General features: G+C 73.1%; 21 protein-coding genes. 10 read left to right on the top strand and 11 right to left on the bottom strand.

Translation table 11 applies throughout. The annotated features are described in order from the left end of the window. Window positions 1–47 precede the first annotated feature (47 nt). Window positions 48–1,070 (top strand): Gfo/Idh/MocA family oxidoreductase, encoded by a 1,023-nt coding sequence (locus EES41_RS28520; protein ID WP_123080899.1) that lies wholly within the window; start codon window positions 48–50, stop codon window positions 1,068–1,070. Between the two features lie 75 nt (window positions 1,071–1,145). Here EES41_RS28520 and EES41_RS28515 read toward each other — a convergent pair whose 3' ends face one another. From EES41_RS28515 to EES41_RS28505, 3 genes are all read right to left on the bottom strand, one after another. Beyond that, window positions 1,146–2,336, bottom strand: coding sequence for a cytochrome P450 (locus EES41_RS28515; RefSeq protein WP_123080898.1), 1,191 nt, complete (start codon window positions 2,334–2,336; stop codon window positions 1,146–1,148). Window positions 2,337–2,442: 106 nt separating this feature from the next. Next, window positions 2,443–3,363: a DMT family transporter gene (locus EES41_RS28510; protein WP_123082744.1), complete on the bottom strand. Its 921-nt coding sequence runs from the start codon at window positions 3,361–3,363 to the stop codon at window positions 2,443–2,445. A 144-nt stretch (window positions 3,364–3,507) separates the two neighbouring features. After that, window positions 3,508–4,128, bottom strand: coding sequence for a dihydrofolate reductase family protein (locus EES41_RS28505; RefSeq protein ID WP_123080897.1), 621 nt, complete (start codon window positions 4,126–4,128; stop codon window positions 3,508–3,510). Window positions 4,129–4,311: 183 nt separating this feature from the next. Here EES41_RS28505 and EES41_RS28500 point away from each other — a divergent pair, with 183 nt between their 5' ends. Beyond that, window positions 4,312–5,040, top strand: a complete 729-nt coding sequence (locus EES41_RS28500) for an SDR family oxidoreductase (RefSeq protein ID WP_123080896.1) — start codon at window positions 4,312–4,314, stop codon at window positions 5,038–5,040. A 167-nt stretch (window positions 5,041–5,207) separates the two neighbouring features. Here the strand turns inward: EES41_RS28500 and alc are convergent, their stop codons facing one another. Both alc and allB read right to left on the bottom strand, forming a co-directional pair. Next, window positions 5,208–6,320: an allantoicase gene (gene alc / locus EES41_RS28495; RefSeq protein ID WP_123080895.1), complete on the bottom strand. Its 1,113-nt coding sequence runs from the start codon at window positions 6,318–6,320 to the stop codon at window positions 5,208–5,210. A 2-nt stretch (window positions 6,321–6,322) separates the two neighbouring features. Further along, a complete protein-coding gene (allB, locus tag EES41_RS28490) occupies window positions 6,323–7,666 on the bottom strand; it encodes an allantoinase AllB (RefSeq protein ID WP_123080894.1) in 1,344 nt (447 codons plus the stop codon). Between the two features lie 325 nt (window positions 7,667–7,991). Between allB and EES41_RS28485 the strand changes: the two genes are divergently transcribed. Next, on the top strand, window positions 7,992–8,795 hold the full coding sequence (locus tag EES41_RS28485; RefSeq protein WP_008738030.1) for an IclR family transcriptional regulator: 804 nt from the start codon (window positions 7,992–7,994) through the stop codon (window positions 8,793–8,795). Between the two features lie 96 nt (window positions 8,796–8,891). On the opposite strand, the gene EES41_RS28480 is transcribed toward EES41_RS28485, so the two are convergent. Both EES41_RS28480 and EES41_RS28475 read right to left on the bottom strand, forming a co-directional pair. Then, window positions 8,892–9,575: an ABC transporter ATP-binding protein gene (locus EES41_RS28480; RefSeq protein ID WP_123080893.1), complete on the bottom strand. Its 684-nt coding sequence runs from the start codon at window positions 9,573–9,575 to the stop codon at window positions 8,892–8,894. Continuing rightward, on the bottom strand, window positions 9,572–10,684 hold the full coding sequence (locus EES41_RS28475; RefSeq protein WP_123080892.1) for an ABC transporter permease: 1,113 nt from the start codon (window positions 10,682–10,684) through the stop codon (window positions 9,572–9,574). The genes EES41_RS28480 and EES41_RS28475 overlap by 4 nt, the downstream gene beginning before the upstream one ends. Before the next feature lie 133 nt (window positions 10,685–10,817). On the opposite strand from EES41_RS28475, the gene EES41_RS28470 reads away from it, so the two are divergent. Both EES41_RS28470 and EES41_RS28465 read left to right on the top strand, forming a co-directional pair. Continuing rightward, window positions 10,818–12,011, top strand: a complete 1,194-nt coding sequence (locus EES41_RS28470) for a sensor histidine kinase (protein WP_123080891.1) — start codon at window positions 10,818–10,820, stop codon at window positions 12,009–12,011. Next, on the top strand, window positions 12,011–12,640 hold the full coding sequence (locus EES41_RS28465) for a response regulator transcription factor (RefSeq protein WP_123080890.1): 630 nt from the start codon (window positions 12,011–12,013) through the stop codon (window positions 12,638–12,640). Before EES41_RS28470 ends, EES41_RS28465 begins: the two co-directional genes overlap by 1 nt. A 12-nt stretch (window positions 12,641–12,652) precedes the next feature. Here EES41_RS28465 and EES41_RS28460 read toward each other — a convergent pair whose 3' ends face one another. Further along, window positions 12,653–14,140, bottom strand: a complete 1,488-nt coding sequence (locus EES41_RS28460) for a PLP-dependent aminotransferase family protein (protein ID WP_123080889.1) — start codon at window positions 14,138–14,140, stop codon at window positions 12,653–12,655. A gap of 88 nt (window positions 14,141–14,228) precedes the next feature. Between EES41_RS28460 and EES41_RS28455 the strand changes: the two genes are divergently transcribed. The 3 genes from EES41_RS28455 (at window position 14,229) to aceB (ending at window position 17,022) form a co-directional block, all read left to right on the top strand. Further along, window positions 14,229–14,468: a hypothetical protein gene (locus EES41_RS28455; protein WP_123080888.1), complete on the top strand. Its 240-nt coding sequence runs from the start codon at window positions 14,229–14,231 to the stop codon at window positions 14,466–14,468. Beyond that, window positions 14,420–15,046 (top strand): NTP transferase domain-containing protein, encoded by a 627-nt coding sequence (locus tag EES41_RS28450; protein WP_123080887.1) that lies wholly within the window; start codon window positions 14,420–14,422, stop codon window positions 15,044–15,046. Before EES41_RS28455 ends, EES41_RS28450 begins: the two co-directional genes overlap by 49 nt. A 347-nt stretch (window positions 15,047–15,393) precedes the next feature. Further along, a complete protein-coding gene (aceB, locus tag EES41_RS28445) occupies window positions 15,394–17,022 on the top strand; it encodes a malate synthase A (protein ID WP_123080886.1) in 1,629 nt (542 codons plus the stop codon). A 132-nt stretch (window positions 17,023–17,154) separates the two neighbouring features. On the opposite strand, the gene EES41_RS28440 is transcribed toward aceB, so the two are convergent. Beyond that, on the bottom strand, window positions 17,155–18,669 hold the full coding sequence (locus EES41_RS28440; protein WP_123080885.1) for an NnrS multi-domain protein: 1,515 nt from the start codon (window positions 18,667–18,669) through the stop codon (window positions 17,155–17,157). 218 nt (window positions 18,670–18,887) lie between these two features. Between EES41_RS28440 and EES41_RS28435 the strand changes: the two genes are divergently transcribed. Further along, a complete protein-coding gene (locus EES41_RS28435) occupies window positions 18,888–20,129 on the top strand; it encodes a GDSL-type esterase/lipase family protein (RefSeq protein ID WP_123080884.1) in 1,242 nt (413 codons plus the stop codon). An 87-nt stretch (window positions 20,130–20,216) separates the two neighbouring features. Continuing rightward, window positions 20,217–20,825, top strand: coding sequence for an exonuclease (locus EES41_RS28430; RefSeq protein WP_123080883.1), 609 nt, complete (start codon window positions 20,217–20,219; stop codon window positions 20,823–20,825). A 119-nt stretch (window positions 20,826–20,944) separates the two neighbouring features. On the opposite strand, the gene EES41_RS28425 is transcribed toward EES41_RS28430, so the two are convergent. After that, on the bottom strand, window positions 20,945–22,246 hold the full coding sequence (locus tag EES41_RS28425; protein WP_250569580.1) for a nucleobase:cation symporter-2 family protein: 1,302 nt from the start codon (window positions 22,244–22,246) through the stop codon (window positions 20,945–20,947). Window positions 22,247–22,675: 429 nt separating this feature from the next. Next, window positions 22,676–24,079: an 8-oxoguanine deaminase gene (locus EES41_RS28420; protein ID WP_123080881.1), complete on the bottom strand. Its 1,404-nt coding sequence runs from the start codon at window positions 24,077–24,079 to the stop codon at window positions 22,676–22,678. Window positions 24,080–24,269 lie beyond the last annotated feature (190 nt).

Raw genomic sequence — 24,269 nt, 5'->3', positions numbered from 1 at the left:
CGGCCGGGCCGATTGACAGGCCCCCCGGACGGGGCCAGGTTGAGTGCATGCGCATCGGGCTCATCGGAACCGGCCGGATCGGCTCGTTCCACACGGCGGCACTGGCCCGCAATCAGGACGCCGGCTCGCTGCTGCTCGCCGACGCCGACCCGGCGCGGGCGGCGCGGCTCGCGGACCGGCTCGGGGCCACGGCCGCGCCGTCCGTGGAGCAGGTCTTCACCTGGGGCGTGGACGCGGTGGTCGTCTCCTGCGCCACCGAGGGGCACGCCGAGCTGGTCGTCCGGGCGGTACGGGGCGGGCTGCCGGTGTTCTGCGAGAAGCCGCTGGCCACGGACCTGGGCCGGAGCCTGGCCGTGCTGCGCGAGGTGAGCGCCCGCGGCGGGGTGCTCCAGGTGGGCTTCATGCGGCGCTTCGACGCGGGCTACCGGACGGCGCGGGAGCTGGTCCGCTCGGGTGCGCTGGGGCGGCTGCACACCGTACGGACGATGACGGCCGATCCGGCGCCGCCGCCGGCCGAGTACCTGAGGACGTCCGGGGGGCTGTTCCGGGACTGCCTGGTGCACGACTTCGACATGGTCCGCTGGGTGACCGGGCACGAGGTGACCGAGGTGTACGCGGCCGGGTCGGACGCCGGTGCGGTGCGGTTCCGGGAGACGGGCGACATCGACACCGGCGCGGCCTTGCTGCTGCTGGACGACGGAACGCTGGTGACCAGTACCGGTACGCGGTGCAATGGCGCCGGGTACGACGTACGGATGGAGCTGGCCGGGGAGCTGGACCAGGTCTCCGCCGGGCTGGACGACCGTACGCCGATCGCCTCGACGGAGCCGCAGGGCCCGCCCCCGGCGAGCAAGCCGTGGACGGGGTTCCTGGAGAGGTTCGCCCCCGCCTACGAGGCGGAGCTGGCGGCCTTCGTACGGCTGGTGCGCGGCGAGGGCGTCAACCCGTGCGACGGCCGGGAGGCCCTGGCGGCGCTGCGCGTGGCCGAGGCGTGCGAGCTGTCGCGGCGGGAGGGGCGCCGGGTGCGGCTGACGGAGCTCCCGGACCTGCCGGACCTGCCGGGCGGCTGATCCGGTCGGTCCGGGCGCTGATCCGGTCGGTCCGGGCGTTGGTCCCGTCGCTGCTCGGGGTGGCATCCGGGTGGGCTACCAGCGCACCGGGAGGCGGCTCACGCCCCGCATCAGACTGCCCGGGAGCCAGAGCGGCGGGCCGTCGGGGTTCTCGGCCAGGTCGGGGAAACGTTCCAGCAGGGCCCGGACCGCGATGTGGCCCTCCATCCGGGCCAGCGGGGCGCCGATGCAGAAGTGCAGGCCGTGCCCGAAGGCGAGGTGGCCCTGCGCGGCGCGCCGGATGTCGAACCGGTCGGGCTCCGCGAACCGTGCGGGGTCGCGGTCGGCGGCGGCCAGGGAGACCAGGACGGTGGCGCCGGCCGGGATGGCGGCGCCGCCGATCTCCACGTCCACGCGGGCGTAGCGGAAGGTCGCGTTCTGCACCGGGCCGTCGTAGCGGAGCATCTCCTCGACGGCCCCGCCGAGCAGACCGTCGTAGTCGGCGCGCAGGTCGGCGAGCTGTTCCGGGTGCGCGAGCAGGGCGCGGACGCCGTTGGAGATGAGGTTGACGGTGGTCTCGTGGCCCGCGATCAGCAGCAGGAAGGCCATCCCGATCAGCTCGTCGGGCGAGAGCGAGTCGCCGTCCTCGTCGCGGGTACGGATCAGGGCGCTGAGGAGGTCCTCGCCCGGGCTCTTGGCCTTGGCCTCGACGAGCTCGCCGAGGTAGGCGCCGAGCTCGCGGTGCGGGGTGTTGTCGGGGGCCGAGCCGGTCGGCGCCACCACCTCGCTCGACCAATGCCGGAAGCGCTCGCGGTCGAGGTCGGGGACGCCGAGGAGCTCGCAGATGACGGTCATCGGCAGCGGGAACGCGAGGGCCTCGATCAGGTCGGCGGTGCGCTCCGGGCGGGCGGCCATCGCGTCGAGCAGCTCGTGGGTGATCTGCTCGACGCGGGGGCGCAGCGACTCGACGCGGCGGGCGGTGAACTCGCGGGCGACCAGGCGGCGCAGCCGGGTGTGCTGGGGCGGGTCGGACTCCAGCATGTTCGCGTTGGCGGGGGTGGCGAGGGCGGACAGGAACCAGTCCGAGTTGCGCCAGTCCTTCGACAGGCCGGGGTGGTTCAGGGCGGCGCGGGCCTCCTCGTGGCCGACGACGAGCCAGCTCGGCTCGTACTCCGGGGACGGGGCGGCGATGAGGTGGACGGGGCCCGCGGCGCGCAGGCGCGCGTAGAAGGAGTACGGGTCGGCGTGGAAGTCCTCGGCGTTCGTGCTGATGTCCACTACAGGCATTGGCCCACAGTACGACCGGGGTTCACACCGGCACGCGGCCACTTCCGGACAATCAGGAGGGGCCGGACTGTCAGGAGGGGCCGGACAGTCGCGAGGGGCCGGACTGTCAGGAGGGGGTGGCCGCGCGGCGGCCCCAGGCCGTTCCGGCGAGCACCAGGGCGGCGCCCGCGAGGCCCGCGGGGCCGAGGTGTTCGCCGCCGATCGCGATGCCGGCGGCGGCCGCCCAGAGGGGTTCGGTGCCGAGGAGGAGGCTGACGCGGGAGGGCGAGGTGCGGCGGACGGCCCACATCTGCACGAAGAAGGCGAAGAGGGTGCAGAAGACGGCGAGGAAGGCGAGCCCGGCCCATTCGGCGGGGCCGAACCCGACCGCGACGGACCAGGGGTTCTCGCCGGTGCCGGGCAGGGCGGCCAGTACGGCGAACACCGCGAGCGCGCCGCCGAGCTGGACGGTGGTGAGGGAGAGGGAGTCGGCGTCCTGGACGGCCTCGATCCGCGCGGTCAGCAGCACGTTGAGGGTACGGGCGAGGGCGGCGCCGAGGATGAGCAGGTCGCCGGCGCCGGGGGCGGTGAACCCGCCGCCCTGGGTGAGGAGCACGACTCCGGCGACGGAGACGGCGGCGGCTCCGAGGAAGGCGGCGGAGGGCCGGGTGCGGCGGAGGGCCGCCTCGGCGAGGGGGGTGAAGATCATGGTCAGGCTGATGATCAGCCCGGCGTTGGTGGCGGAGGTGTGGACGACGCCGTACGTCTCCAGGATGAAGATCGCGCCGAGGACCAGGCCGAGCAGGGCGCCGCCGCGCAGCTGCCGGGGGCTCAGCGCCCGCAGCCGCCGCCACCCGGCGCCGGCCAGCACCGGCAGCACGACCCCGAACCGCAGTACGAGCACGGCGATGACGGTGTGGGCGGTCGTGATGCCCTTGGCGGCGAGGTAGCTGCCGCCCCAGACGACGGCGACGGCGAGGACGGGCAGATCCGCGGCCCACGCCCTGCGGGGCGCAGCGGTGGGCACGGCGAGGGCGGCTGAGCTCACGGGGATCTCCATCGGTGCGGGGCGGCAGTGGAGACTCCGGCGGCTCGCACGCGTGCGCGGCCAAGCTACCGGACCCGATCTTGCCCGGACGACCCCTTTCCGGCGCCGGACGCCGGGCGGGGGCCGGGCCTTCCGGCCCCGCCGCTAGTCGGTGACCGTGCCGAACGTGGCGCGGCCCGACGGGCGGTAGGTGTGGATCGAGGTGCCCGACGCCGTGGTGCGCGAGGTCAGTACCTCGCAGGCCGTGGGCAGGCCGCCGGTCGGGAAGAGCTTGCGTCCCGCCCCCAGGAACACCGGGTACACCAGCAGGTTCAGCTCCTCCACCAGGTCCCGCGCCAGCAGCCACTGCGCCAGCGCGCCGCTGCCCCAGACCTGGAGCTCCCCCGCCATCGCGTCCTTGATCCGGACGATCTCCGCCTGTAGCTGCTCCCCGTCGACGAACGTCGTCGCCTCCCACGCGGCCGGTTCCTTCAGGGACGCCGTCGCCACGTACTTCGGCAGCCGGTTCAGCCTGCTCGCGACCGGGTTGGCCGGGTCGTCGTGCTGCGGCCAGTACCCCGCGAAGATCTCGTACGTCCGGCGCCCCAGCAGGAACGCCTCCGCCCGGCCGAAGACCTCGACGATGAACTCGCCCGTCTCCTCGTCCCCGTACGGCGCCTGCCAGCCGCCGTACTCGAAGCCGCCGCTGGGGTCCTCCTCGGGCCCGCCGGGGGCCTGCATCACTCCGTCGAGCGTGACGAAGGTGGTGACGGTCAGCTTGCCCATGGCTCTGCGCTCCTCGATCCAAGTCGCTCCGTGTCGTCCTGCACCGGTTCAGACTCCCCGCCTGCCCGGAACTCATCGGTGAGGCGCGCGAACGCCATGTCGGATTCCGGCCAGCGCCTCCTTCCCCGCCCCGCTTTCATTGAACTCGCAACGATAAATGAGTCGACAAGGGGAGGAAACACCATGAACAACGTGGCACTCATCACCGGCGGCAGCCGCGGCATCGGGGCCGCGACGGCCCTTCGCCTCGCGCGGGACGGGGCGGACGTCGCGATCACCTACGTCAGCGACGCCCGGGCAGCGGCCGAAGTCGTCGGCGAGGTCGAGGCCCTCGGCCGCCGCGCCCTGGCCGTACGGGCCGACGCGGGCGTCCCGGCGGACGCCGTCGCGGCGGTGGAGGGGACCGTACGCGGGCTCGGCCGCCTCGACGTCCTGGTCAACAACGCCGGAACCGGCGTGCTCGGCCCCCTGGACGGGCTCGAACTGCACGACGTGGACCGGGTGCTGGCGGTCAACGTCCGCGGCGCGTTCCTCGCCGCCCAAGCCGCCGCCGGCCGGATGGGCCCGGGCGGGCGGATCATCACCGTCGGCAGCTGTATGACCCAGCGGGTCCCCGGCCCCGGCGGCACGCTGTACGCGATGAGCAAGGCCGCGCTGAGCGGCCTGACCAAGGCCCTCGCCCGGGAGCTCGGCGAGCGCGGGATCACCGCCAACCTGGTCCACCCGGGCCCGGTGGACACCGACATGAACCCGGCCGACGGCCCCTACGCGGGCCCGCAGAGCGCGCTGACGGCGCTCGGCCGCTTCGGCCGCCCGGAGGAGGTGGCGGCGATGGTGTCGTTCCTCGCGGGGGCGGAGGCCGGCTACGTCACCGGCGCCGAGTTCTCGGTGGACGGCGGCCACGCCGCGTAACGGGGCGGCGGGGCCGGCGGGACGACCGGAGCGGCGGGGCGGCGGGGCCGGCGGGACGACCGGAGCGGCGGGCGGCCGGACCGGCGGTGCCGGCGGGGCCGGCGGCCCCGGACGCGCGAGTGCCCCGGGGGTGTCGGCCCCCGGGGCACTCGGCGGGAGGGGTGGCGTCAGCCGCCCAGCTCCTGGTGGCGGGCGGCGAGCGCGGCCGCGCCGGTCTCCGTCAGCGAGCCGAACAGCCGCAGGCGGGAGAAGCCGCCGTCCGGGAAGATGTCGATCCGTACGTGCGTGCCGACCGCCGGGGCGTCCAGTACGAAGCGGTGGTTGGTGTCGGGCTGCAGGCGGGTCCGCGGCAGGAACTCCCGCCACTCGCCGTCCTCGCCGGTCTTGACGGACAGCGAGGCCCAGCCGGCCGAGTTGCCCTTGAGGTACGCGGTGTCGATCTCGACGGCGCGGACCGCCGACTCGGCGACGAGCTGGTAGCGGATCCAGTCGTTGCCGTTGTCGCGGCGGCGCGCGGTCTCCCAGCCGTCGTCCATCTTGCGGGAGCGGCCCGGGTTGATGGTGTTGGTCGGCGGGGAGTAGAAGCGGTTGGACGCGTCCTGGACGGCGCCGCCGTTCTCCAGCGCGACCACGTCGAACGAGCCGAGCGCGGCGAGCCACTTCGGGTCGGGCAGCACCTCGCCGTAGACCCGCAGGCGGGCGATGCCGCCGTCGGGGTGCTGGTTGACCCGCAGGTGCGTGAACCGCTGCTCGGCGGTGACCTCGAAGCCGTTGGCCGCGTGGCCGCCGACGGGGGTGCGCTGGACGAGGGTCGTCCACTTCACGTCGTCGCCGAGGAGTTCCCCGGGAGTCGGGGCGCCCTCGACCGAGGCGCCCTCGATGGAGACGGCCTGCGGCATGTTGCCGCGGAAGTGGGCGGTGTCGACGACGATGCCGCGGATGACGCCGGGGGCGCCCAGGCGCACGAGGGCCCAGTCGTGGTCATCGGCGGTCGGCCAGGGCTGCGTGGCGCTGACGCCGCGCCGGCGGCGGGTCTCCCAGCCGTCCATGACCTTGCCCTTGTGGCCGAAGTCCTCGGGGTCGAAGTGCGCGGCCTCGGAGATCAGCAGGTTCTCGCGCTGGGCGAAGAACTCGTCGTTGGCGGCGATGACACCGGCTCCGAGCTGACGGTCGGCGAGGTTCGCGTACTGGGTGAACGGGAACTCGGCGGTGCGGTAGTCGGCGTACGGGTCGCCGCCTCCGTACGGGTTCGCGTTGCCGGTGAAGGATTCGATCGCCACTGTCAGTTCTGCCTTTCAAGGAGTCGGCCGGTGGGCTCGGTCGGGGTGCCGTGGTCGGCGATCCGGGTACCGCGCAGCCAGGTGGACTTCACGACGCCGTACAGGGTCTTGCCCGCGTACGCCGTGACCTGGTTGCGGTGGTGCAGCTCGGCGGGGTCCACGGTGAAGGTCTCATCGGGGGCGAGGACGGCGAAGTCGGCATCGCGGCCGGCCTCGATCGCGCCCTTGGCGCCCAGTCCGGCCAGCGCGGCCGGTGCGGCGGACATCCAGCGGACGACGTCTTCGAGGGTGCGGCCGCGCCGCCTGGCCTCGGTCCAGATCGCGGGGAGCCCCAGCTGGAGGGAGGAGATGCCGCCCCACGCGGTGGCGAAGTCGCCGGTCTTGAGGTCCGCGGTGGAGGGCGAGTGGTCGGAGACGACGCAGTCGATGGTGCCGTCGGCGAGCGCGTCCCACAGGAGGTCCTGGTTCGCGGCCTCGCGGATGGGCGGGCAGCACTTGAACTCGGTGGCGCCGTCCGGGACTTCCTCGGCGGTCAGGGTGAGGAAGTGCGGGCAGGACTCGACGGTGATCCGCACGCCCTCGGCCTTGGCGGCGGCGATCAGCGGCAGCGCGTCGGAGGACGACAGGTGCAGGACGTGGACGCGGGCGTTCAGCCGCCGGGCCTGGTCGATCAGGTTCTGGATCGCGGTGTTCTCGGCGTCCTTGGGGCGGGAGGCCAGGAAGTCGGCGTACTTGGGGCCCGGGTTCTGCGGCGCGGACTCCAGGTGGTGCGGGTCCTCGGCGTGCACGATCAGCAGGCCGCCGAAGCCGGTGATCTCGGCGAGGGAGGTGGCCAGCCGCTCCTGGTCGAGCTGCGGGAACTCCTCCACGCCGGACGGCGACAGGAAGCACTTGAAGCCGTAGACGCCGGCGTCGTGCAGGGGGCGCAGGTCCTTGACGTTGTCCGGCAGCGCACCGCCCCAGAAGCCGACGTCCACGTGCGCCTTGGTGCGGGCGACCTCCTGCTTGACCCGGAGGTGGTCGACCGTGGTGGTCGGCGGCAGGGAGTTGAGGGGCATGTCGAGGATCGTGGTGATGCCTCCGGCCGCGGCGGCGCGGGTGGCCGTCCAGAAGCCCTCCCACTCGGTGCGGCCCGGGTCGTTCACGTGGACGTGGGTGTCGACCAGGCCGGGGAGCAGGACGTCGTCGCCGAAGTCCTCCAGCCGCGCTCCGGCCGGCACCTCGGCGTCGTGGGCGAGCACCGCCGTGATCTTCCCGCCGGCGACGGCCACCGAGGCGGCGCGCGTCCCCCCGGGGGTGATGACGCGCGTCGAGCGCAGTACCAGTTCCACAGCCACGTCGGCCACCGGAACCTCCCCATCTACTTCCACAGAGCGAAATTCAACGTTCTGTTGACGGAGTCTTCCCGGCGATCCGGGGCCAGTCAAGAGCATCCGGACGGACCACTGATCGCCGCGCACCGCAATTGGATGTTTCCACAGGATGGAATTAGAATTTCACTATCCAGAATGTAGCTATCGCCACCGGGAACGGGAAGGTAACGTCCCGGAGAGGTCCGCCACCCGGACAAACCGCCTCTGACCGGCGAGGACGGCATCGCCCGGCCCTAGGGCCGATGCCGGCCGACCGGTAGGCTGCTCCCTTGCCTGCCAGTACCGAAAGGACCGCGCCGTGCCGACGTCCAGCGCCAGCACCACCGACGCTTCCGCCAAGCCCACCGCCGCCAGCGGTGGCGTCCAGTCCCTTGAGCGCGCCTTCGATCTGCTCGAACGCATGGCCGATGCCGGGGGCGAAGTCGGCCTCAGTGAGCTCTCCGCCGCCAGCGGCCTGCCCCTGCCGACCATCCACCGGCTGATGCGCACCCTCGTGGCCTGCGGTTACGTCCGCCAGCAGCCCAACCGACGGTACTCCCTCGGCCCCCGGCTGATCCGCCTCGGCGAGTCCGCGTCGCGCCTGCTGGGCACCTGGGCCCGTCCGTACCTCGCCCGGCTGGTCGAGGAGACCGGCGAGACCGCGAACATGGCGCTGCTCGACGGGGACGAGATCGTCTACGTCGCCCAGGTCCCCTCCAAGCACTCCATGCGCATGTTCACCGAGGTCGGCCGCCGGGTGCTGCCGCACTCCACCGGCGTCGGCAAGGCGCTGCTCGCGCACACCCCCGCCGACGAGGTACGGGCCCTCCTGGCGCGCACCGGGATGCCGGCCGCGACCGAGAAGACCATCACCACGCCCGAGGGCTTCCTGGAGGCGCTGGAGCAGGTCCGCAAGTCGGGCTACGCGGTCGACGACAACGAGCAGGAGATAGGAGTCCGCTGCCTCGCCGTGTCGGTGCCGAACTCGCCGACCGCCGCCGCGATCTCCATCTCCGGCCCGGCGGGCCGGGTGACGGAGGCGGTGGCCGAGTCCTTCGTGCCGATCCTGCAGGGCGTCGCGGCCGAGCTGTCGGTGGCCCTGCAGAGCCAGAGCCCGGCGTAGCCGACCTCGTACGAAGGCCCCGGCCGTCCCCCGGAAAAGGGGCGGGCCGGGGCCTTCGTACGTCCCCGGGCCCTCGGGCCCCTGGAGCCGGGCGGGTCAGGAGGCGGCGACCGGCTCCGTCAGGCGGCCGTCCGCCATGGTCACCGTACGGTCCATCCGCTCCAGGTGGGCGTGGTCGTGGGTGACCAGCACGGTGGCGGTGGCGCGCTCGCGGGTCAGGGTGACCAGGAGGTCGAGTACCGCGGCCCCCCGGTCGTGGTCGAGGGCGCTGGTGGGCTCGTCGACGAGCAGCACGGCGGGCTCGTTCATCAGGGCGCGGGCGATGTTCACGCGCTGGCGCTGGCCGCCCGAGAGCTGGTGCGGGCGCTTGTCGGCCTTGTCGGCCAGGCCCACCGCGTCCAGCAGCTCCAGCGCGCGGCGGCGCAGCTGCCGGGAGGGGCGGCCACGGAGGTGGGCCATGACCTGGAGCTGTTCGGCGGCGGTCAGCGAGGCCAGCAGATTGGGCTGCTGGAAGACGATGCCGATCTCCTCGCGGCGCAGGGCCGACTTCTCGGCGGCGCTGAGCCGGCCGGTGTCCCGGCCCGCCACCACCACCCGCCCGGAGTCCGGGGTGACGAGGGTGGCGGCGACGGCGAGCAGGCTGGACTTGCCGGATCCGGAGGGCCCGATCACCGCCGTCAGCGTGCCCGCGGGCACCTCCAGGCCGACCGCGTCGAGGGCGGTGAGCCGGTCGTCGCCGTCCGGGTAGGTGAGCGTGACGTCGTGCACGAGCAGGGTCATCGGGCGCTCCCGAGGGCGGTCAGGGGATCGACGGCGGTGATCCGCCGGATGGACAGGGCCGCTCCCAGCGCGCCGAGCACGATCATGATCGCGGCGGGGAGGAGCACGGTCGCGGCGTCGAGTACGAAGGGCACGGCGCCGCCGCTGATCAGGGCGCCGAAGCCGGCGGCGAGCGCGGTGCCGAGCCCGGTCCCGACGGCCAGCATCACCACGGCCTGGCCGAGGGCGTCCCGCAGCAGGTACGGGGTGGAGGCACCCAGTGCCTTCAGGACGGCGATGTCGCCGCTGCGCTGGATCGTCCAGACGGTGAAGAAGGCTCCTATGACCAGCGCGGAGATGGCGAAGAGGAACCCGCGCATCAGCTGGAGCGAGCCGTTCTCGGCCTGGTAGGAGCCTATGGCGCCGAGGGCCTCGTCGACGGTCAGGGCCTTGGTGGCGGCGGCCTCGTCCCCGGCGGCGAGGTCGGCGGCGCCGGTCGTGTCGAGCGCGATGACGGTGGCGAGGGTGTCGAGGGAGGTACCGGGGTTGCCGATGCGCTGCCAGTCGCCCAGGTCCGTCCAGACGACCGGGGTGTGGCTGTAGGCGGCGGTGCCGGAGACGGCGGCCACCGTCAGTTCTAGGGATCCGATCCTCACCTTGCCGCCGGCCGCGAGCCCGCCGAGCTCCTCGGCCGCCTTCTCGGTGAGGACCACCCGGCCCTGGGTCAGGCCCGGGGCGCCCGGGGCGCCCGGGGTGGGTCCCTTGGGCGCGAGCCGCCCGGCCGGCTCGACGCCGAACACGGAGACGGCGGCGGTGCGCTCACCGGCGACGGCGTTGGTGGTGCGGATGCCGAGCGGCTCCGCCGACGTCACCCCGGGCCGCTCGCGCCAGGCCCGCCAGGCGCTCTCGGGCACCTGGGAGCTGGTGAAGGACACCTTCTGGTCCCCGGCGGGCGCGGCGAAGGCCAGGTGCGTGGCGGGCAGTCCGGTGATGGCCGAGATGTTCTCCCGGGCCAGTCCGGAGGTGAGCCCGGACAGCAGACCGACCAGCAGCGTGATCAGCAGGACGACCGAGCCCATGAGGGCGAACCGCCCTTTGGCGAACCGTAGATCTCTCCATGCGACGAACATGTCCCCACCTTGGTCGTCCGCGCGGGCACCGGGCATCGCACCGCAGGAGAGATCCTGGTATCGAAGGACGCATCCGGACATCAAACTTTTGGTTGACCGGGGCCCGCCGGTATCGACTTACGCTGGTCGGGCCATGCCTGCTGCCCCGGAATCCCGCCGCTCCCTGACCCCCGTCTCCCGCGTGCTGCGCCTGTGCCTGCACGCGCTGTTCCTCGGGCTGCTCGCGCTGGCCGCCGGCCGGGCCGTCACCGGCCCGGAGCCGCACGCCGGGTGGACCGTCGCGGTGTGCGCGCTGCTGGCCGCCGGGTACCTGGCCGGGGCGCTGGCCCCCGCCGTGCGGAACTCGCCCCGCGCCGGCGCCCTCTGGCTGGCGGGGCTGGGCGCGGCCTGGGCGGCGCTGCTGGTGCTCTCCCCCGACGGGCTGTGGCTCGCGTTCCCGCTGTACTTCCTGGAGCTGCACCTGCTGCGGCTGCGCTGGGCGATCCCCGCGGTCGCGGTGACCGCGGCCGCCGCCATCGGCGGGTTCCTGGGGCACAGCGGCGGCGCCGTGACCCCGGGCCCGTTCCTGGGCCCGCTGCTGGGCGGGGCCGTGGCGGTGGCGACCGTACTGGGGTACGAGGCGCTGTACCGGGAGAGCGAGCGGCGCCGGGAGCTGATCGAGGAGCTCATCACCACCCGGGCCGAGCTCGCGGCGGCCGAGCGCGACGCCGGGATCCTGGCCGAGCGGGAGCGGCTGGCGCGGGAGATCCACGACACCCTGGCCCAGGGGCTGTCGTCGATCCAGCTGCTGCTGAGGGCCGCGGAGCGGACGCTCCCGCAGGAGGCGCCGGCCCTCCCCCACATCGCCCGGGCGCGCCTGGCGGCGCAGGAGAACCTGGCCGAGGCGCGGCGTTTCGTACGGGCCCTCACGCCGCCGGACCTGGAGCACGGCTCGCTCCCGGCGGCGCTGGAGCGGCTGTGCTCGGCGGTGCGGGGGCCGCGGGTCCGGTTCTCCCTGAGCGGTACGGCGCGGGTGCTGCCGACGCCCTACGAGGTGGCCCTGCTGCGGATCGCGCAGTCGGCGCTGGCCAATGTGGGGCGGCACGCGGCGGCGGAGCGGGCCGAGATCACGCTGACCTTCATGGACGCCTCGGTCACGCTGGACATCGTGGACGACGGGACGGGCTTCGACCCCGGCGCCGCGCGGGCGGGCGGCGAGGGCGGCTTCGGCCTCCCGGCGATGCGCTCGCGCGCCGAGTCGCTGGGCGGGCTGTTCACCGTCGAATCCGCCCCGGGCCAGGGCACCGCCGTGGCCGTCACCCTGCCGTTGCCCGTGGAGGCCCCCTGATGACGATCCGGCTGCTGCTGGCCGACGACCACCCGGTGGTGCGGGCGGGGCTGCGCGCGGTGCTGGACACCGAACCGGACTTCGCGGTGGTCGCGGAGGCGGCGACGGCCGAGCGGGCGGTGGAGCTGGCGGCGTCGGAGCCGGTGGACGTGGTGCTGATGGACCTCCAGTTCGGCTCCGGCATGCACGGCTCGGCGGCGACCCGGCTGATCACGGCCCGGCCGGGGGCGCCCCGGGTGCTGGTCCTGACCACGTACGACACGGACGCGGACATCCTGGCGGCGGTGGAGGCGGGCGCCTCGGGCTACCTGCTCAAGGACGCGCCGCCGGAGGAACTGGCGGCGGCGGTCCGCACGGCGGCGGCCGGCCAGTCGGCCCTGGCCCCGGCGGTGGCCCTGCGCCTGATGGACCGGATGCGCACCCCGGCGGAGGCGCTGACGAAGCGGGAACTGGAGGTCCTCCAACTGGTCGCGGACGGCCTGTCGAACCAGCAGATCTCGAAGCAACTCTTCCTCAGCCAGGCCACGGTCAAGTCCCACCTGGTGCACATCTACGCCAAACTCGGCGTCGACTCCCGCACCTCGGCGGTAGCCACGGCCGCCACCCGCCGCCTGATCCGCACGCCGTAGGTCCTGCGGCCGCTACGCCACCCAGTGGGGGCGTTCCACCGAGGGGGTCAGGGGGACGCCGTCGTGGAAGGCGGTTGCCAGGAGGCGGACGGCTTCTTCGAGGCGGTCCGGGGGGAGGGTGTACGGGATGCGGAGGCGGTGTTCGAAGGTGCCCGGGTCGACGCCGAAGCGGGCGCCGCGGCCGATGTTGACGCCGGCCGCCGCCGCGCGTTCCGCCAGGGCGGAGCTGACCGGTTCGCCGAGGTCCACCCAGAGCGAGAGGCCGCCCGGGGGGAGCCGCCAGGACCACTCGGGAGTGTGCCGCTGGAGTGCGGCCACCAGTGCCTCCCGGCGGCCGCGCAGTTGTTCCAGGCGCGCCGGGAGCGAGCGGTCCAGGTCCGCGAGCAGCGGGAGGGCGACCAGCTGGTCCAGGACCGAGCCGGTCATGTCGGCCGCGACCCGGACCGAGGTCAGCTCGGTGATCATCTTGGCGGTGGCCCGGACCCAGCCCACGCGGAGCCCGCCCCAGTGGGTCTTGCTCAGCGAGCCGATGGTCACCACGTGGTCGGCGCCGCCCCGCGGGGCCAGTGAGGCCAGTGGCGCGGGCGGGGGCACGTCCAGCGCGATGTCCGCGACGGTCTCGTCGACCACCAGCCAGGTGCCGGTCCGCCGGGTCGCCGCCAGCAGCCGCAGCCGCTGCTCCCGCGGCATCAGCGAGCCGGTGGGGTTGTGGAAGTCGGGGATCACGTACGCCAGCCTCGGCACCGTCTGGCGCAGGGTGGACTCGGCTATCTCCATGTCCCAGCCCGCGTCCGAGACCGCGATGGAGCCGGTGCGCAGCCGGGCGTGCCGCAGCGCGTCCAGGGCGTTGGCGTAGGTGGGGTTCTCGGTGACCACCCGGTCCCCCGCCCGGCACAGCAGGCTCACGACCAGGGCGAACGCCTGCTGGGCTCCCGCGGTGACGAGGATCTGTTCGGGCCGGGTCGCGAGCCCGCGCCGGGTGAACCGGTCGGCGATCGCGGTCCGCAGGTCCGGCAGCCCGAAGGGCAGGTACCCGGGGTTGCGGGCGAGCCCGGGCAGCCGGGGCGCGGCCCAGGCCAGGGCGTCGGTGAGGCTGCCGTCGGGGGCGCCCATGGCGGCGATGGCGAGGTCGATCCCCGGTTCGCCGTCGGCGCTGTAGCCGCCGGCGCCGACCAGCATGTGGGTGCCGACCGGGGCGTGGCCCTCGGGGAGCTCGGTCCAGGTGCCGGAGCCGCGCCGGCTGCGGACGTAGCCGCTCTCGCGCAGCAGGTCGTACGCGCCGGTGACGGTGGCCCGGCTGGCGCCGACCGCCTCGGCGAGTTCGCGCTCGGCGGGCAGGCGTACGTGCAGGGCGATCCGGCCGTCGAGGATCAGGGTGCGGACGGCGTCGGCGAGCGCCCGGTAGCCGGGGCGGGCCAGCACCTCGGCGGGCAGCAGGGCCGCGAGCTGGCGGCTGCCGATCGTCCTGTCCGCCGTCTGGACCACTCGCCCGTTCGCCATGCCAACCTCCCCCGATTGGCTCTGCCTGCCAGGCCAATCGAACTCCAGACTGGCGGCATTGGCCCCCGATTGGCAAGGAGACGCCGACATGTTGACCGACCGCGAGGAACGCGCGCTGCTGGCCGCCGCCGAGAACCGGATCTGCGAGCCGCTGCGGTTCGGGGCGGCGGCAGCGGCGGCGACGGCCGCCGTACGGCGCGCCCTGGCGGCCCTGCGTCCGTTCCGGCCCCCGGTCCGCCGCCCGGTGGCCGCTCCCGCCGACGCGCGAGAATCGGTGACATGCCAGCAGCCGACGCATCCTCCGCTCCCCGCCCCGCTCCCCCGGTGATCGCGGGCCTCCTCCTCGCCGCGGGCGGCGGCCGCCGGCTCGGCGGACGCCCCAAGGCCCTGCTCCCGTACCGGGGCCGCCCGCTGGTCGAGAACGCCGTACGGGTGCTGCGCGAGGCCGGCCTCGGCCCGCTGCACGTGGTGCTCGGCGCCTCGGCGGCGGAGGTCCGCGAGCGCGCCGACCTCACGGGCTGCGTGGTCGTCGACAACCCGCACTGGGCCGAGGGCATGGGCTCCTCGCTGCGCGTCGGCCTCGCCTCGCTGGCCGGTACGGGAGCGGGCGCGGTCCTGGTCTCCCTGGTGGACCAGCCGGGCATCGGGGCGGCGGCGGTGGCCCGGGTCCGGGAGGCCTACCGCTCGCCCGCCAGTCTGGCGGCGGCCTCGTACGACGGGGAGCGCGGGCATCCGGTGCTGTTCGGGGCGGACCGCTGGGCGGACATCGCGGCGACGGCGACCGGGGACAAGGGCGCGCGGGTGCACCTGGCGCGCCACGCCGGTGAGCTCACTCTGGTGGAGTGCGGGGACATCGCGGCCGCCTTCGACATCGACACCCCTCCCGACCTGGCACGTCTCGTCTGAGCGCGGTCCGAACGGGGTACGAGCGCGGTCCGAGCGCGGGCCGAGCGGGGTACGGGCGGGTCCAGCGGGGTAGGAGCGGGGTCCTCGCGGGTCCGAGCGGTGTGTGACCGTCGTGGCACCGAGGGCCACCGGGTGTCGGAATCTGTTGACCGGGAGAATCTCGACATCAACAAACCATTGAACTTCCACCATGAGGAAATTACTATCCACTGGTCAGAAGCGCCCTGAACCACCAACGGCGCCCGCGACCGTATTGCGGAGCTCTCCACACCCGACGGCACTGAGTGCCGTCTCGCGCGAGCATTCCCCCGCGGCCGCCAGGCACCGCCGCTGAAGGAGTGACAGTTATGTCCGCACCAGCGCCGTCCCCGCTGGCCATCGTCGACGCCGAGCCCCTGCCCCGGCAGGACGAGGTCCTCACCGAAGCGGCACTCGCCTTCGTGACGGAACTCCAGCGACGCTTCGGCCCCCGCCGGGCCGAGCTCCTCGCCCGCCGCTCCGAGCGGCGCGCCGAGATCGCCCGCACCTCCCACCTCGACTTCCTCCCGGACACCGCACAGGTCCGCGAGGGCGAGTGGAAGGTCGCCCCGGCGCCGGCCGCGCTGCTGGACCGCCGAGTGGAGATCACCGGCCCCACGGACCGCAAGATGACCATCAACGCCCTGAACTCGGGCGCCAAGGTCTGGCTCGCCGACTTCGAGGACGCCTCGGCTCCCACCTGGGAGAACGTCGTCCTCGGCCAGCTCAACCTGATCGACGCCTACGAGCGCCGCATCGACTTCACCGACGCGCGCACGGGCAAGGCGTACGCCCTGAAGCCCGCGGACCGGCTCGCGACCGTGGTCATGCGGCCCCGCGGCTGGCACCTGGAGGAGCGCCACCTGCTGATCGACGGCAGCCCCGCCTCCGGTTCGCTCGTGGACTTCGGCCTGTACTTCTTCCACAACGCGCGGCGCCTGATCGATCTCGGCAAGGGCCCGTACTTCTACCTGCCGAAGACGGAGTCCCACCTGGAGGCGCGCCTCTGGAACGAGATCTTCGTCTTCGCCCAGGACTACGTCGGGATCCCGCAGGGCACCGTCCGCGCGACCGTCCTGATCGAGACCATCACGGCCGCGTACGAGATGGAGGAGATCCTCTACGAGCTGCGCGACCACGCGTCGGGCCTGAACGCCGGGCGCTGGGACTACCTGTTCTCCATCGTCAAGAACTTCCGCGACGGCGGCGAGAAGTTCGTCCTCCCGGACCGCAACGCGGTGACGATGACGGCCCCGTTCATGCGGGCGTACACCGAACTGCTCGTCCGCACCTGCCACAAGCGCGGCGCGCACGCGATCGGCGGCATGGCGGCCTTCATCCCGTCCCGCAAGGACGCGGAGGTCAACAAGGTCGCGTTCGAGAAGGTCAAGGCCGACAAGGACCGCGAGGCGGGCGACGGCTTCGACGGCTCCTGGGTGGCCCACCCCGACCTGGTCCCGATCGCGATGGCCTCCTTCGACGCGGTGCTCGGCGAGAAGCCGAACCAGAAGGACCGCCTGCGCGAGGACGTCTCGGTGGCCCCCGGTGACCTCATCGCGATCGACTCCCTGGACGCGAAGCCGACGTACGAGGGCCTGTGCAACGCGGTCCAGGTCGGCATCCGTTACATCGAGGCGTGGCTGCGCGGCCTGGGCGCCGTCGCCATCTTCGGCCTGATGGAGGACGCGGCCACCGCCGAGATCTCGCGGTCGCAGATCTGGCAGTGGATCAACGCCGGTGTCGTCTTCGAGCACGACGGCGAGCAGGTGCGGGCGACCGCCGAGCTGACCCGCGCGATCGCCGCCGAGGACCTGGCCGCCATCCGCGCCGAGGCCGGCGAGGAGGCCTTCGCGGCCGGTAAGTGGCAGCAGGCCCACGACCTCCTGCTCAAGGTCTCGCTCGACGCCGACTACGCGGACTTCCTGACGCTCCCCGCCTACGACCAGCTGGTCGGCTGACCGGAACCCGGCGCGACGGATCCGGCCGAAACGCACAGCGGCCGAACCCCGGCCCCGCCCCGCCCCGCCCCCTTGGCCCCACCGGCCCGGGGGGCGGGGCCTTTCCGTTCCCCTTTCCGTTCCCCCGGGGCGTCACGGGCAGGGCCGCGCCGGATCCTTCGCCGGTTCCAGACGCACCTGGTCGGAGCGCTGCTTGAGCGGGGCGCCGGTGTCGGTGTTCCAGAGCAGCGCGGTGTCCCCGGCCGTCCCGAAGGACAGGTACGGCCGGCGGGGGTCCACCAGGCCCCCCTCGGCGTTGAGTTCGGCCGTCGGCACCGTCGGGCGCACGCACACCCACTCCGGCCGCACCCCGAAGTACGGGGGTGCCTCGCGGCGCTGCTCGGCGGCGGCCTTGGTGCGCGCCACGGCCCGCGCCGCGTTGTCCGCGGCCAGGCCCGCCAGCGAGGCGAGGACCAGCACGTAGAGGAGGACGTAGATGATCACGTTCAGGTACTCGCCGGGCCGGGTGAACGCGAGGTGGAGGTGCTTCGCGATCCCCCAGAGCGCGGGCCCCAGTAGGCCCAGCGCGAGATAGGTGATCAGCTTGAGTCCGGCCGCCACCTGCCACAGCCCGGGTACGTCCAGCTCCTCCTGGGTGAGGTCCAGCCCGTCCCCGTACAGACCGTGCAGGACCGAACCGGAGGCGACGACCAGCCCCGTCACCAGCGTCACCGCGAGCGGGACCGTGGCGGTCAGCCACTCCGACCAGGTCGTCCACTGCCGCACCAGCAGCCAGATGCCGACCGGGGTCACGGCCATCCCGGCGCACAGCAGCAACTGAGCGGGGGTCCAGCCGGGCGCCCAGTACGCCAGAGCCAGGAACAGCAGGGCCGTGAGGCACCCGCAGGAGAACCCGAAGAGGCGCCCGCCCGTCTCGTAGAACCTGGTGGCGGCGAGCAGGGCGCGGGCGAGGCAGGCGCAGCCGACGGCGATCCACAGCCAGCGCGCCGGTCCGCCGGCTTCCTTGAGGAACACGACGGCGAAGGCCATCCCGAGCGACCAGCCGATGAGGACCGCCAGCCGGCGCGTCAGCTCCTCCTCGCGCGGCAGTTCGATCTGGCGCAGCCCCCGCCGGGGGGACATCCGTACGTCCAGGTCCGCGCCCGCCGGGACGCCGCCGCCGGGCGTGGCCATCCGGGCCAGCCGCCGGGCCTCCGAGGGGGTGCCCAGGGCGACGGATCCGGTGTCGTAGTGGCCCCAGCCCTCCAGCGCCCGGGCCCGGCGGCCGGTGGCGCGCCGGGGGTCGCGGCGGTGGGCCGTGGTGTGGGAGCGGTACTCCTCCAGCAGTTCCCGGTCCGGGTCGACGAGCCGTGTCCGCCGTACGTACATCTCCAGGACGGCCGCTTTGGCAAGCCCTCGAACGCGCCAGCCGGCGGCGCGTTCGGTGCGCCCGCCCCGCGCCCCGAAGAAGCGGATCTCGACCCAGTAGAGCCGTGACCGGGGATCCGGGGTGAGCACGCCGGCCGACGGCCCCTCGCCGCGGCCGAACTCCTCCACCACCGGCCAGCCCTGAAGCGCGAATTCCGCCTTGGCCTGCTCGAAGTCCCGGGCCTCGCCGCGCACTTCGACCAGGGTCAGCACGCGCTGGTCGTACCGCCGTCGCACCACCGGTCCATCCCCCCTGAGACTCCCGCACCCCGTCCCGCGACTGTAGATGCGGATCCCCCGGACGTACACGGGATTCGGCCAGCGGCCGCACCGTCCGACAGCCGAACGACCGGTCGGTCGTTACGCCATCGTAATCTCCCGCTACCTGGCGGTAACAACGTGCGGCGTGTCACCTTTCTGCTTGCCACCGGCCGGCGGTCACCCCCACTTCCCCAGCCATGCAACGGAGTTGTCGCGACTTCGCCATGGCCGACCGCAGGAGTTCCGCAGTGATCGGATTCCGCAACGTCAGCAAGGACCGGGCCCGCAGTCGCGCGCGACGACTGGCCGGAGCAGGGATGGTTCTGCCGCTCGCCGTCGGCGCACTACTGGCAGGAGGCGCCGGGACCGCGGTGGCCGGCCCCGGCACCGGGCCCACCGCCGTGGTCTCCATGGGAGACAGCTACATCTCCGGCGAGGGCGGCCGCTGGAAGGGCAACAGCCTGACCAACAGCGCGAACCGCACCGGGACCGACCGCGCGTGGGTCTCCGGCAGCAGCTACGACCCCGCGAAGGTATACGGAACCACCGCCGGCGGCTGTCACCGCTCCGACTCCGCCGAGGTCAAGAGCGCCGGCGCGATCGCCGACGTCGCGGTGAACCTGGCCTGCTCCGGGGCCGTTTCCCAGAACGTCTTCCGCGCCTCGAACGGGGGCGTCTCCTACAAGGGCGAGGCCCCGCAGGCCGATCAGCTGGCCGCCGTCGCCGCGAGCAACAACGTCAAGGTCATCGCGCTGTCCATCGGCGGGAACGACCTCGGCTTCGCCGACATCATCACGGACTGCGCCCTCGACTTCGCCCTGTGGAACTCCTACTGCTACGACGACCAGCAGGAGGGTGTCGACCGGAAGATCGACGGGGTCATGGCGGGCGTCGGCAAGTCCGTCGACGAGATCCGGGCCGTCATGCGCGGCGCCGGCTACACCGACTCCTCCTACCGGATCGTGCTCCAGTCCTACCCCTCGCCGATCCCGCGCGGCGCCGAGAACCGGTACACCCAGAGCGACTGGAGCCGCCTCAACACCGGCGGCTGCCCCTTCTGGAACCGGGACTCCGACTGGGCGCGCGACTCGCTCGTGCCGCAGATCGCGAACCGGATCAAGGGGGTCGCCGCCGCCAAGGGCGTGCAGTTCCTGGACCTGCGGGACATGCTCCAGGGCCGTGAGGTGTGCGCCAAGGCCAGCAAGCTGGTGAGCACCTCGACGCCCGCGTCGGCCAAGACCAGCGAGTGGGCGCGCTGGATCGACAGCAGCGAGACGCAGGGCCTGATCCAGGAGTCGATGCACCCGAACTACTTCGGGCAGCTGGCCGCCGGACGCTGCCTCGCCCTGGCCGTCGCCCAGCCGGCCACCGCGAACGTCGGGTGCAAGAACACCGCCGGGTCCGACCAGAGCGGGATGTACCTCTCCCCCGTCTCCTGAGCGGCGGCGCGACGGCGCGACCGGCGCGGCGCCGCGCCCCGGCGAAATCCGGGTGATCGCGTGCGGTGCGGCTGGCATGCTCGGCGCATGGCAGCCCGCACCGCACGTCCCGGCATCTACATCTCCGTCGACATCGAAGCCGACGGGCCCATCCCGGGGCCGTACTCGATGATCAGCTTCGGCGCCTCGGTCGCCGGCCGCCAGGACGGCGCCGTGTACACGGCCGCGGATCCGGAACGGGACACTTTCTACCGGGAGTTGCGCCCGATCAGCGAGCGGTACGTGGACGCCGCGCTCGCCGTGAGCGGCCTGGACCGGGACCGGCTGCTGCGGGAGGGCGCCGAACCCGCCGTGGCCATGGCCGAGTTCCGCACCTGGGTCCGCGAGGTCTGCGCCGGGGCGCAGCCGGTGATGTGCGCCTACCCGGCCTCCTTCGACTGGATGTTCCTGTACTGGTACTTGATCGAGTTCGGCGGTGACAGCCCGTTCGGCCACTCGGGCTGCCTGGACATGAAGACCCTGTACGCGGCGAAGGCGCGGGTTCCGCTGCGCGCCGCCGTCAAGGGCCGGATGCCGGGCGGGCTGTTGTCGGACCGCCCGCACACGCACCACGCGCTGGACGACGCGATCGAGCAGGCCGAGCTGATGAGCAACCTGATGCTGTGGGAGCCGGCCGGGCCCGAACTCCCGGCGTAGGGGCCCCGGAACGCGGTCGGCGGCGGTGCGTACGCCACACCCGCAGTGGGTGGCGTACGCACCGCCGCGCGCCCGTCGGCGCACCGGCCGCGCCGCGGCCGGTGGCGGCCGGTGGCGGCTCAGTGTGCCGGCACCGGGTCCACGGCCGCCGGGGCCGGGCTCTTCCTGGCACCGAGGTGGTTGAAGGCCAGGTTCAGCCCGATGGCGACGACACAGCCGGTGCTGATGCCGGAGTCGAGGACGACCAGCAGGTCCTTCGGGAACGCGTGGTAGAACTCCGGGGCCGCGATCGGGATCAGGCCGATGCCGACCGAGGCGGCGACGATCAGGGCGTTCTCGCCCTTCTCCATGGCCGCGCCCGCCAGGGTCTGGATGCCGCTGGCCGCGACCGAGCCGAAGAGCACGATGCCGGCGCCGCCGAGGACCGGCAGCGGGACCACGCCGATGACGGAGGCGGCCACCGGGCACAAGCCCAGCAGGATCAGGATGCCGCCGCCGGCCGCGACGACGAACCGGCTGCGCACCTTGGTCATCGCCACGAGCCCGATGTTCTGGGCGAAGGCGCTGCACATGAACCCGTTGAACAGCGGGCTGAGCGCGCTGCCGAGGGCGTCGGCGCGCAGGCCGCCCTCGATGGTCTTCTCGTCGGCGGGGCGGCCGACGATCCTGCCGAGGGCGAGGATGTCGGCGGTGGACTCGGTCATGCAGACCAGCATGACGATGCACATCGAGATGATCGCGGCGACCTGGAACTGCGGGGCGCCGAAGTGGAACGGGGCCGGGAAGCCGACCAGGTCCGCGCCCCGGACGGCGTCGAAGTTCGTCATGTGCAGCGGGAGCGCGATGAGGGTGCCCGCGACGAGGCCGAGCAGGATGGAGATCTGCTGGAGGAAGCCGCGCAGGAACTTGCGCATGACCAGCACGATCGCCAGGGTGAGGGCGGCCATGCCGATGTTCTTCATCGAGCCGTAGTCGACGGCCGTGCGGTTGCCGCCCTGTGACCAGTTGAAGGCGACGGGGAGCAGCGAGACGCCGATCAGGGTGATGACCGTGCCGGTGACCACGGGCGGGAAGAAGCGGACGAGTTTCCCGAAGTAGGGGGCGGCGAGGAAGCCGAGCAGGCCGGCGACGATGATCGCGCCGAATATGACGGGTATCGCGTCGGCCCCCTCCCCCTTGCCGATGGCGATCATCGGGGTCACTCCGGCGAACGAGACGCCGTTGACGAAGGGGAGTTTGGCGCCGATCCGCCAGAACCCGAGGGTCTGGAGGAGGGTCGCGAGGCCTGCGGTGAAGAGCGAGGCGCCCATCAGGAAGGCGGTCTCGGTCGCGGAGAGACCGACGGCGGGGCCGACGATCATGGGTGGGGCGACCACGCCGGCGTACATGGCGGCCACGTGCTGGAGACCGCTCGTGAACATCTTCAGCGGGGGCAGGGTCTCGTCGACCGGGTGCCTCTCCCGCACTACTGCGACTGCGTCTTTGCGAAACCTGGGCGTTTCTGCCACGGCTTCCTCCGGTCGGTTAGACACGTCGGCAGGGACGTGGATGTCATGGAGGTGGTGCGAAAGCGGTGCGAGTCGAGCCTGTGTTCAGTTGTGGAGGGGTGAGGGGATGGGGGGATGGGGGTACGGAAGGTGGGGAAACGATTCGCCCGAGTCGTTCCCCGCCGCACGGCGGCGTGGCGTTGGCGCAGTGAATGGTCCTGCTGTGCGAAGTGGCACGAGTCACCGCCCCCGGGGGCGCCTTCGGGAATCCTCCGGCGCTTCCCGGGAACGGCTGCCGCGGACCCCGCTCGGGTCCACGGCCGGCCGGTCGAGGGCCGTCCCCCTCGACCGGACGCCGTGAGATCAGGCCTGCGCGGTGATCCGCGCGAGGCGCTGGGCCTCTTCCCGGGTGGACACGGCGATCGCGTCCTCGTCGGCGAAGAGCAGTCGGTTGTTCTCGACGATCTGCTTGCCGTTGACCAGCGAGAGGGTGACCGGGGCGGCCGCGCCGAAGACCAGCGCGATGACCGGATCGGCGATGGAGGAGTGAGCCAGCGTGCTCAGGTTCCACATCACCAGGTCGGCGCACTTGCCGACCTCCAGCGAGCCGATGCTGTCGGCGCGGCCGAGTACCTGGGCGCCACCGTACGTACCGAGGCGCAGCGCCTGGCGGGCGTTCAGAGCGCGCTCGCGGTGCACCGGGTTCAGCCGGTTGATCAGCAGGGCGTTGCGCAGCTCGGTGTGCAGCTCACCGGACTCGTTGGAGGCGGTGCCGTCCACGCCGAGGCCGACCGGGACACCGGCGGCGAGCATGTCCGGGACGCGGGCGATGCCCGCGGCCAGCCGGGCGTTGGAGGACGGGCAGTGCGCGACACCGGTCTTGGTGCGGGCGAACGCGGCGATGTCGGAGTCGTTCATGTGGACGCTGTGCGCCATCCACACGTCCTCGCCGAGGAAGCCGGTCGACTCGAAGTAGTCGGTCGGGCCCATGCCGAACAGTTCCTTGCAGAACTGCTCCTCCTCGACGGTCTCCGAGCCGTGCGTGTGCATGCGCACGCCGAGGCGGCGGCCGAGCTCGGCGCCCTGCCTCAGCAGCTCGGTGGAGATGGAGAAGGGGGAGCACGGCGCGACGGCGATCTGGGTCATCGCGTCGAAGGAGTGGTCGTGGTGCTTCTTGACGGTCTCCTCGGTCGCGATGAGCGCGCCCTCGGTGGTCTCGACCGCGAAGTCCGGCGGCAGGCCGCCGTCCTTCTCGCTGCGGTCCATGGAACCGCGGGCGAGGGTGAAGCGGACGCCCATCTCGGAGGCGGCGCGGATGATCGCGCCGGAGAGGTCGCCGGAACCCTTGGGGTAGACGTAGTGGTGGTCCATCGCGGTGGTGACACCGCCGCGGGCCATCATCGCCAGGGAGCCCTGGGCGGCCGTGTACGCCATCTGCTCGTCGATGCGCGCCCACGTCGGGTACAGCGCGACGAGCCAGTTGAAGAGGTTGTGGTCGGTGGCCAGACCGCGGGTGATCCACTGGTAGAAGTGGTGGTGGGTGTTGACCAGACCCGGGGTGACGAGGTGACCCGTGCCGTCGATGCGGCGGACCACGTGGTCGAGGTTCTCGGGGGCTCTGCCCGCGCCGATCGACTCGATCCTGTTGCCGGCGACGACGACGTGGCCCGAGGCGTACTCGGTGTCGTTCGCGTCTACGGTCGCGATCGCACAGTTCTCGATGACGATGCGCGGGACGGCGCTGTCATGGGCTGCCGATGCTGCCATGGGGCTTCCTCGTGCTTTCAGTGGCGGTGCGGGCACGGCAGAACCCAGGGGATTTGAGTGCCGGAGCCGGGGACCTTGGCAGCTGACAGTACTGCCGTCCCCTGTGGTGCGTCCGGGTGCCGATTCGGTGGGTTGGAGCGTGTCGCGGTGGGGGAACCGCGAGGTACGGCGCCGTCCCGGGGCCACTGCG

The sequence above is a fragment of the Streptomyces sp. ADI95-16 genome, assembly GCF_003721495.1.
In the GTDB taxonomy this organism is placed as follows: Bacteria; Actinomycetota; Actinomycetes; order Streptomycetales; family Streptomycetaceae; genus Streptomyces; species Streptomyces goshikiensis.
This window is presented reverse-complemented; position numbering and strand designations above follow the sequence as displayed.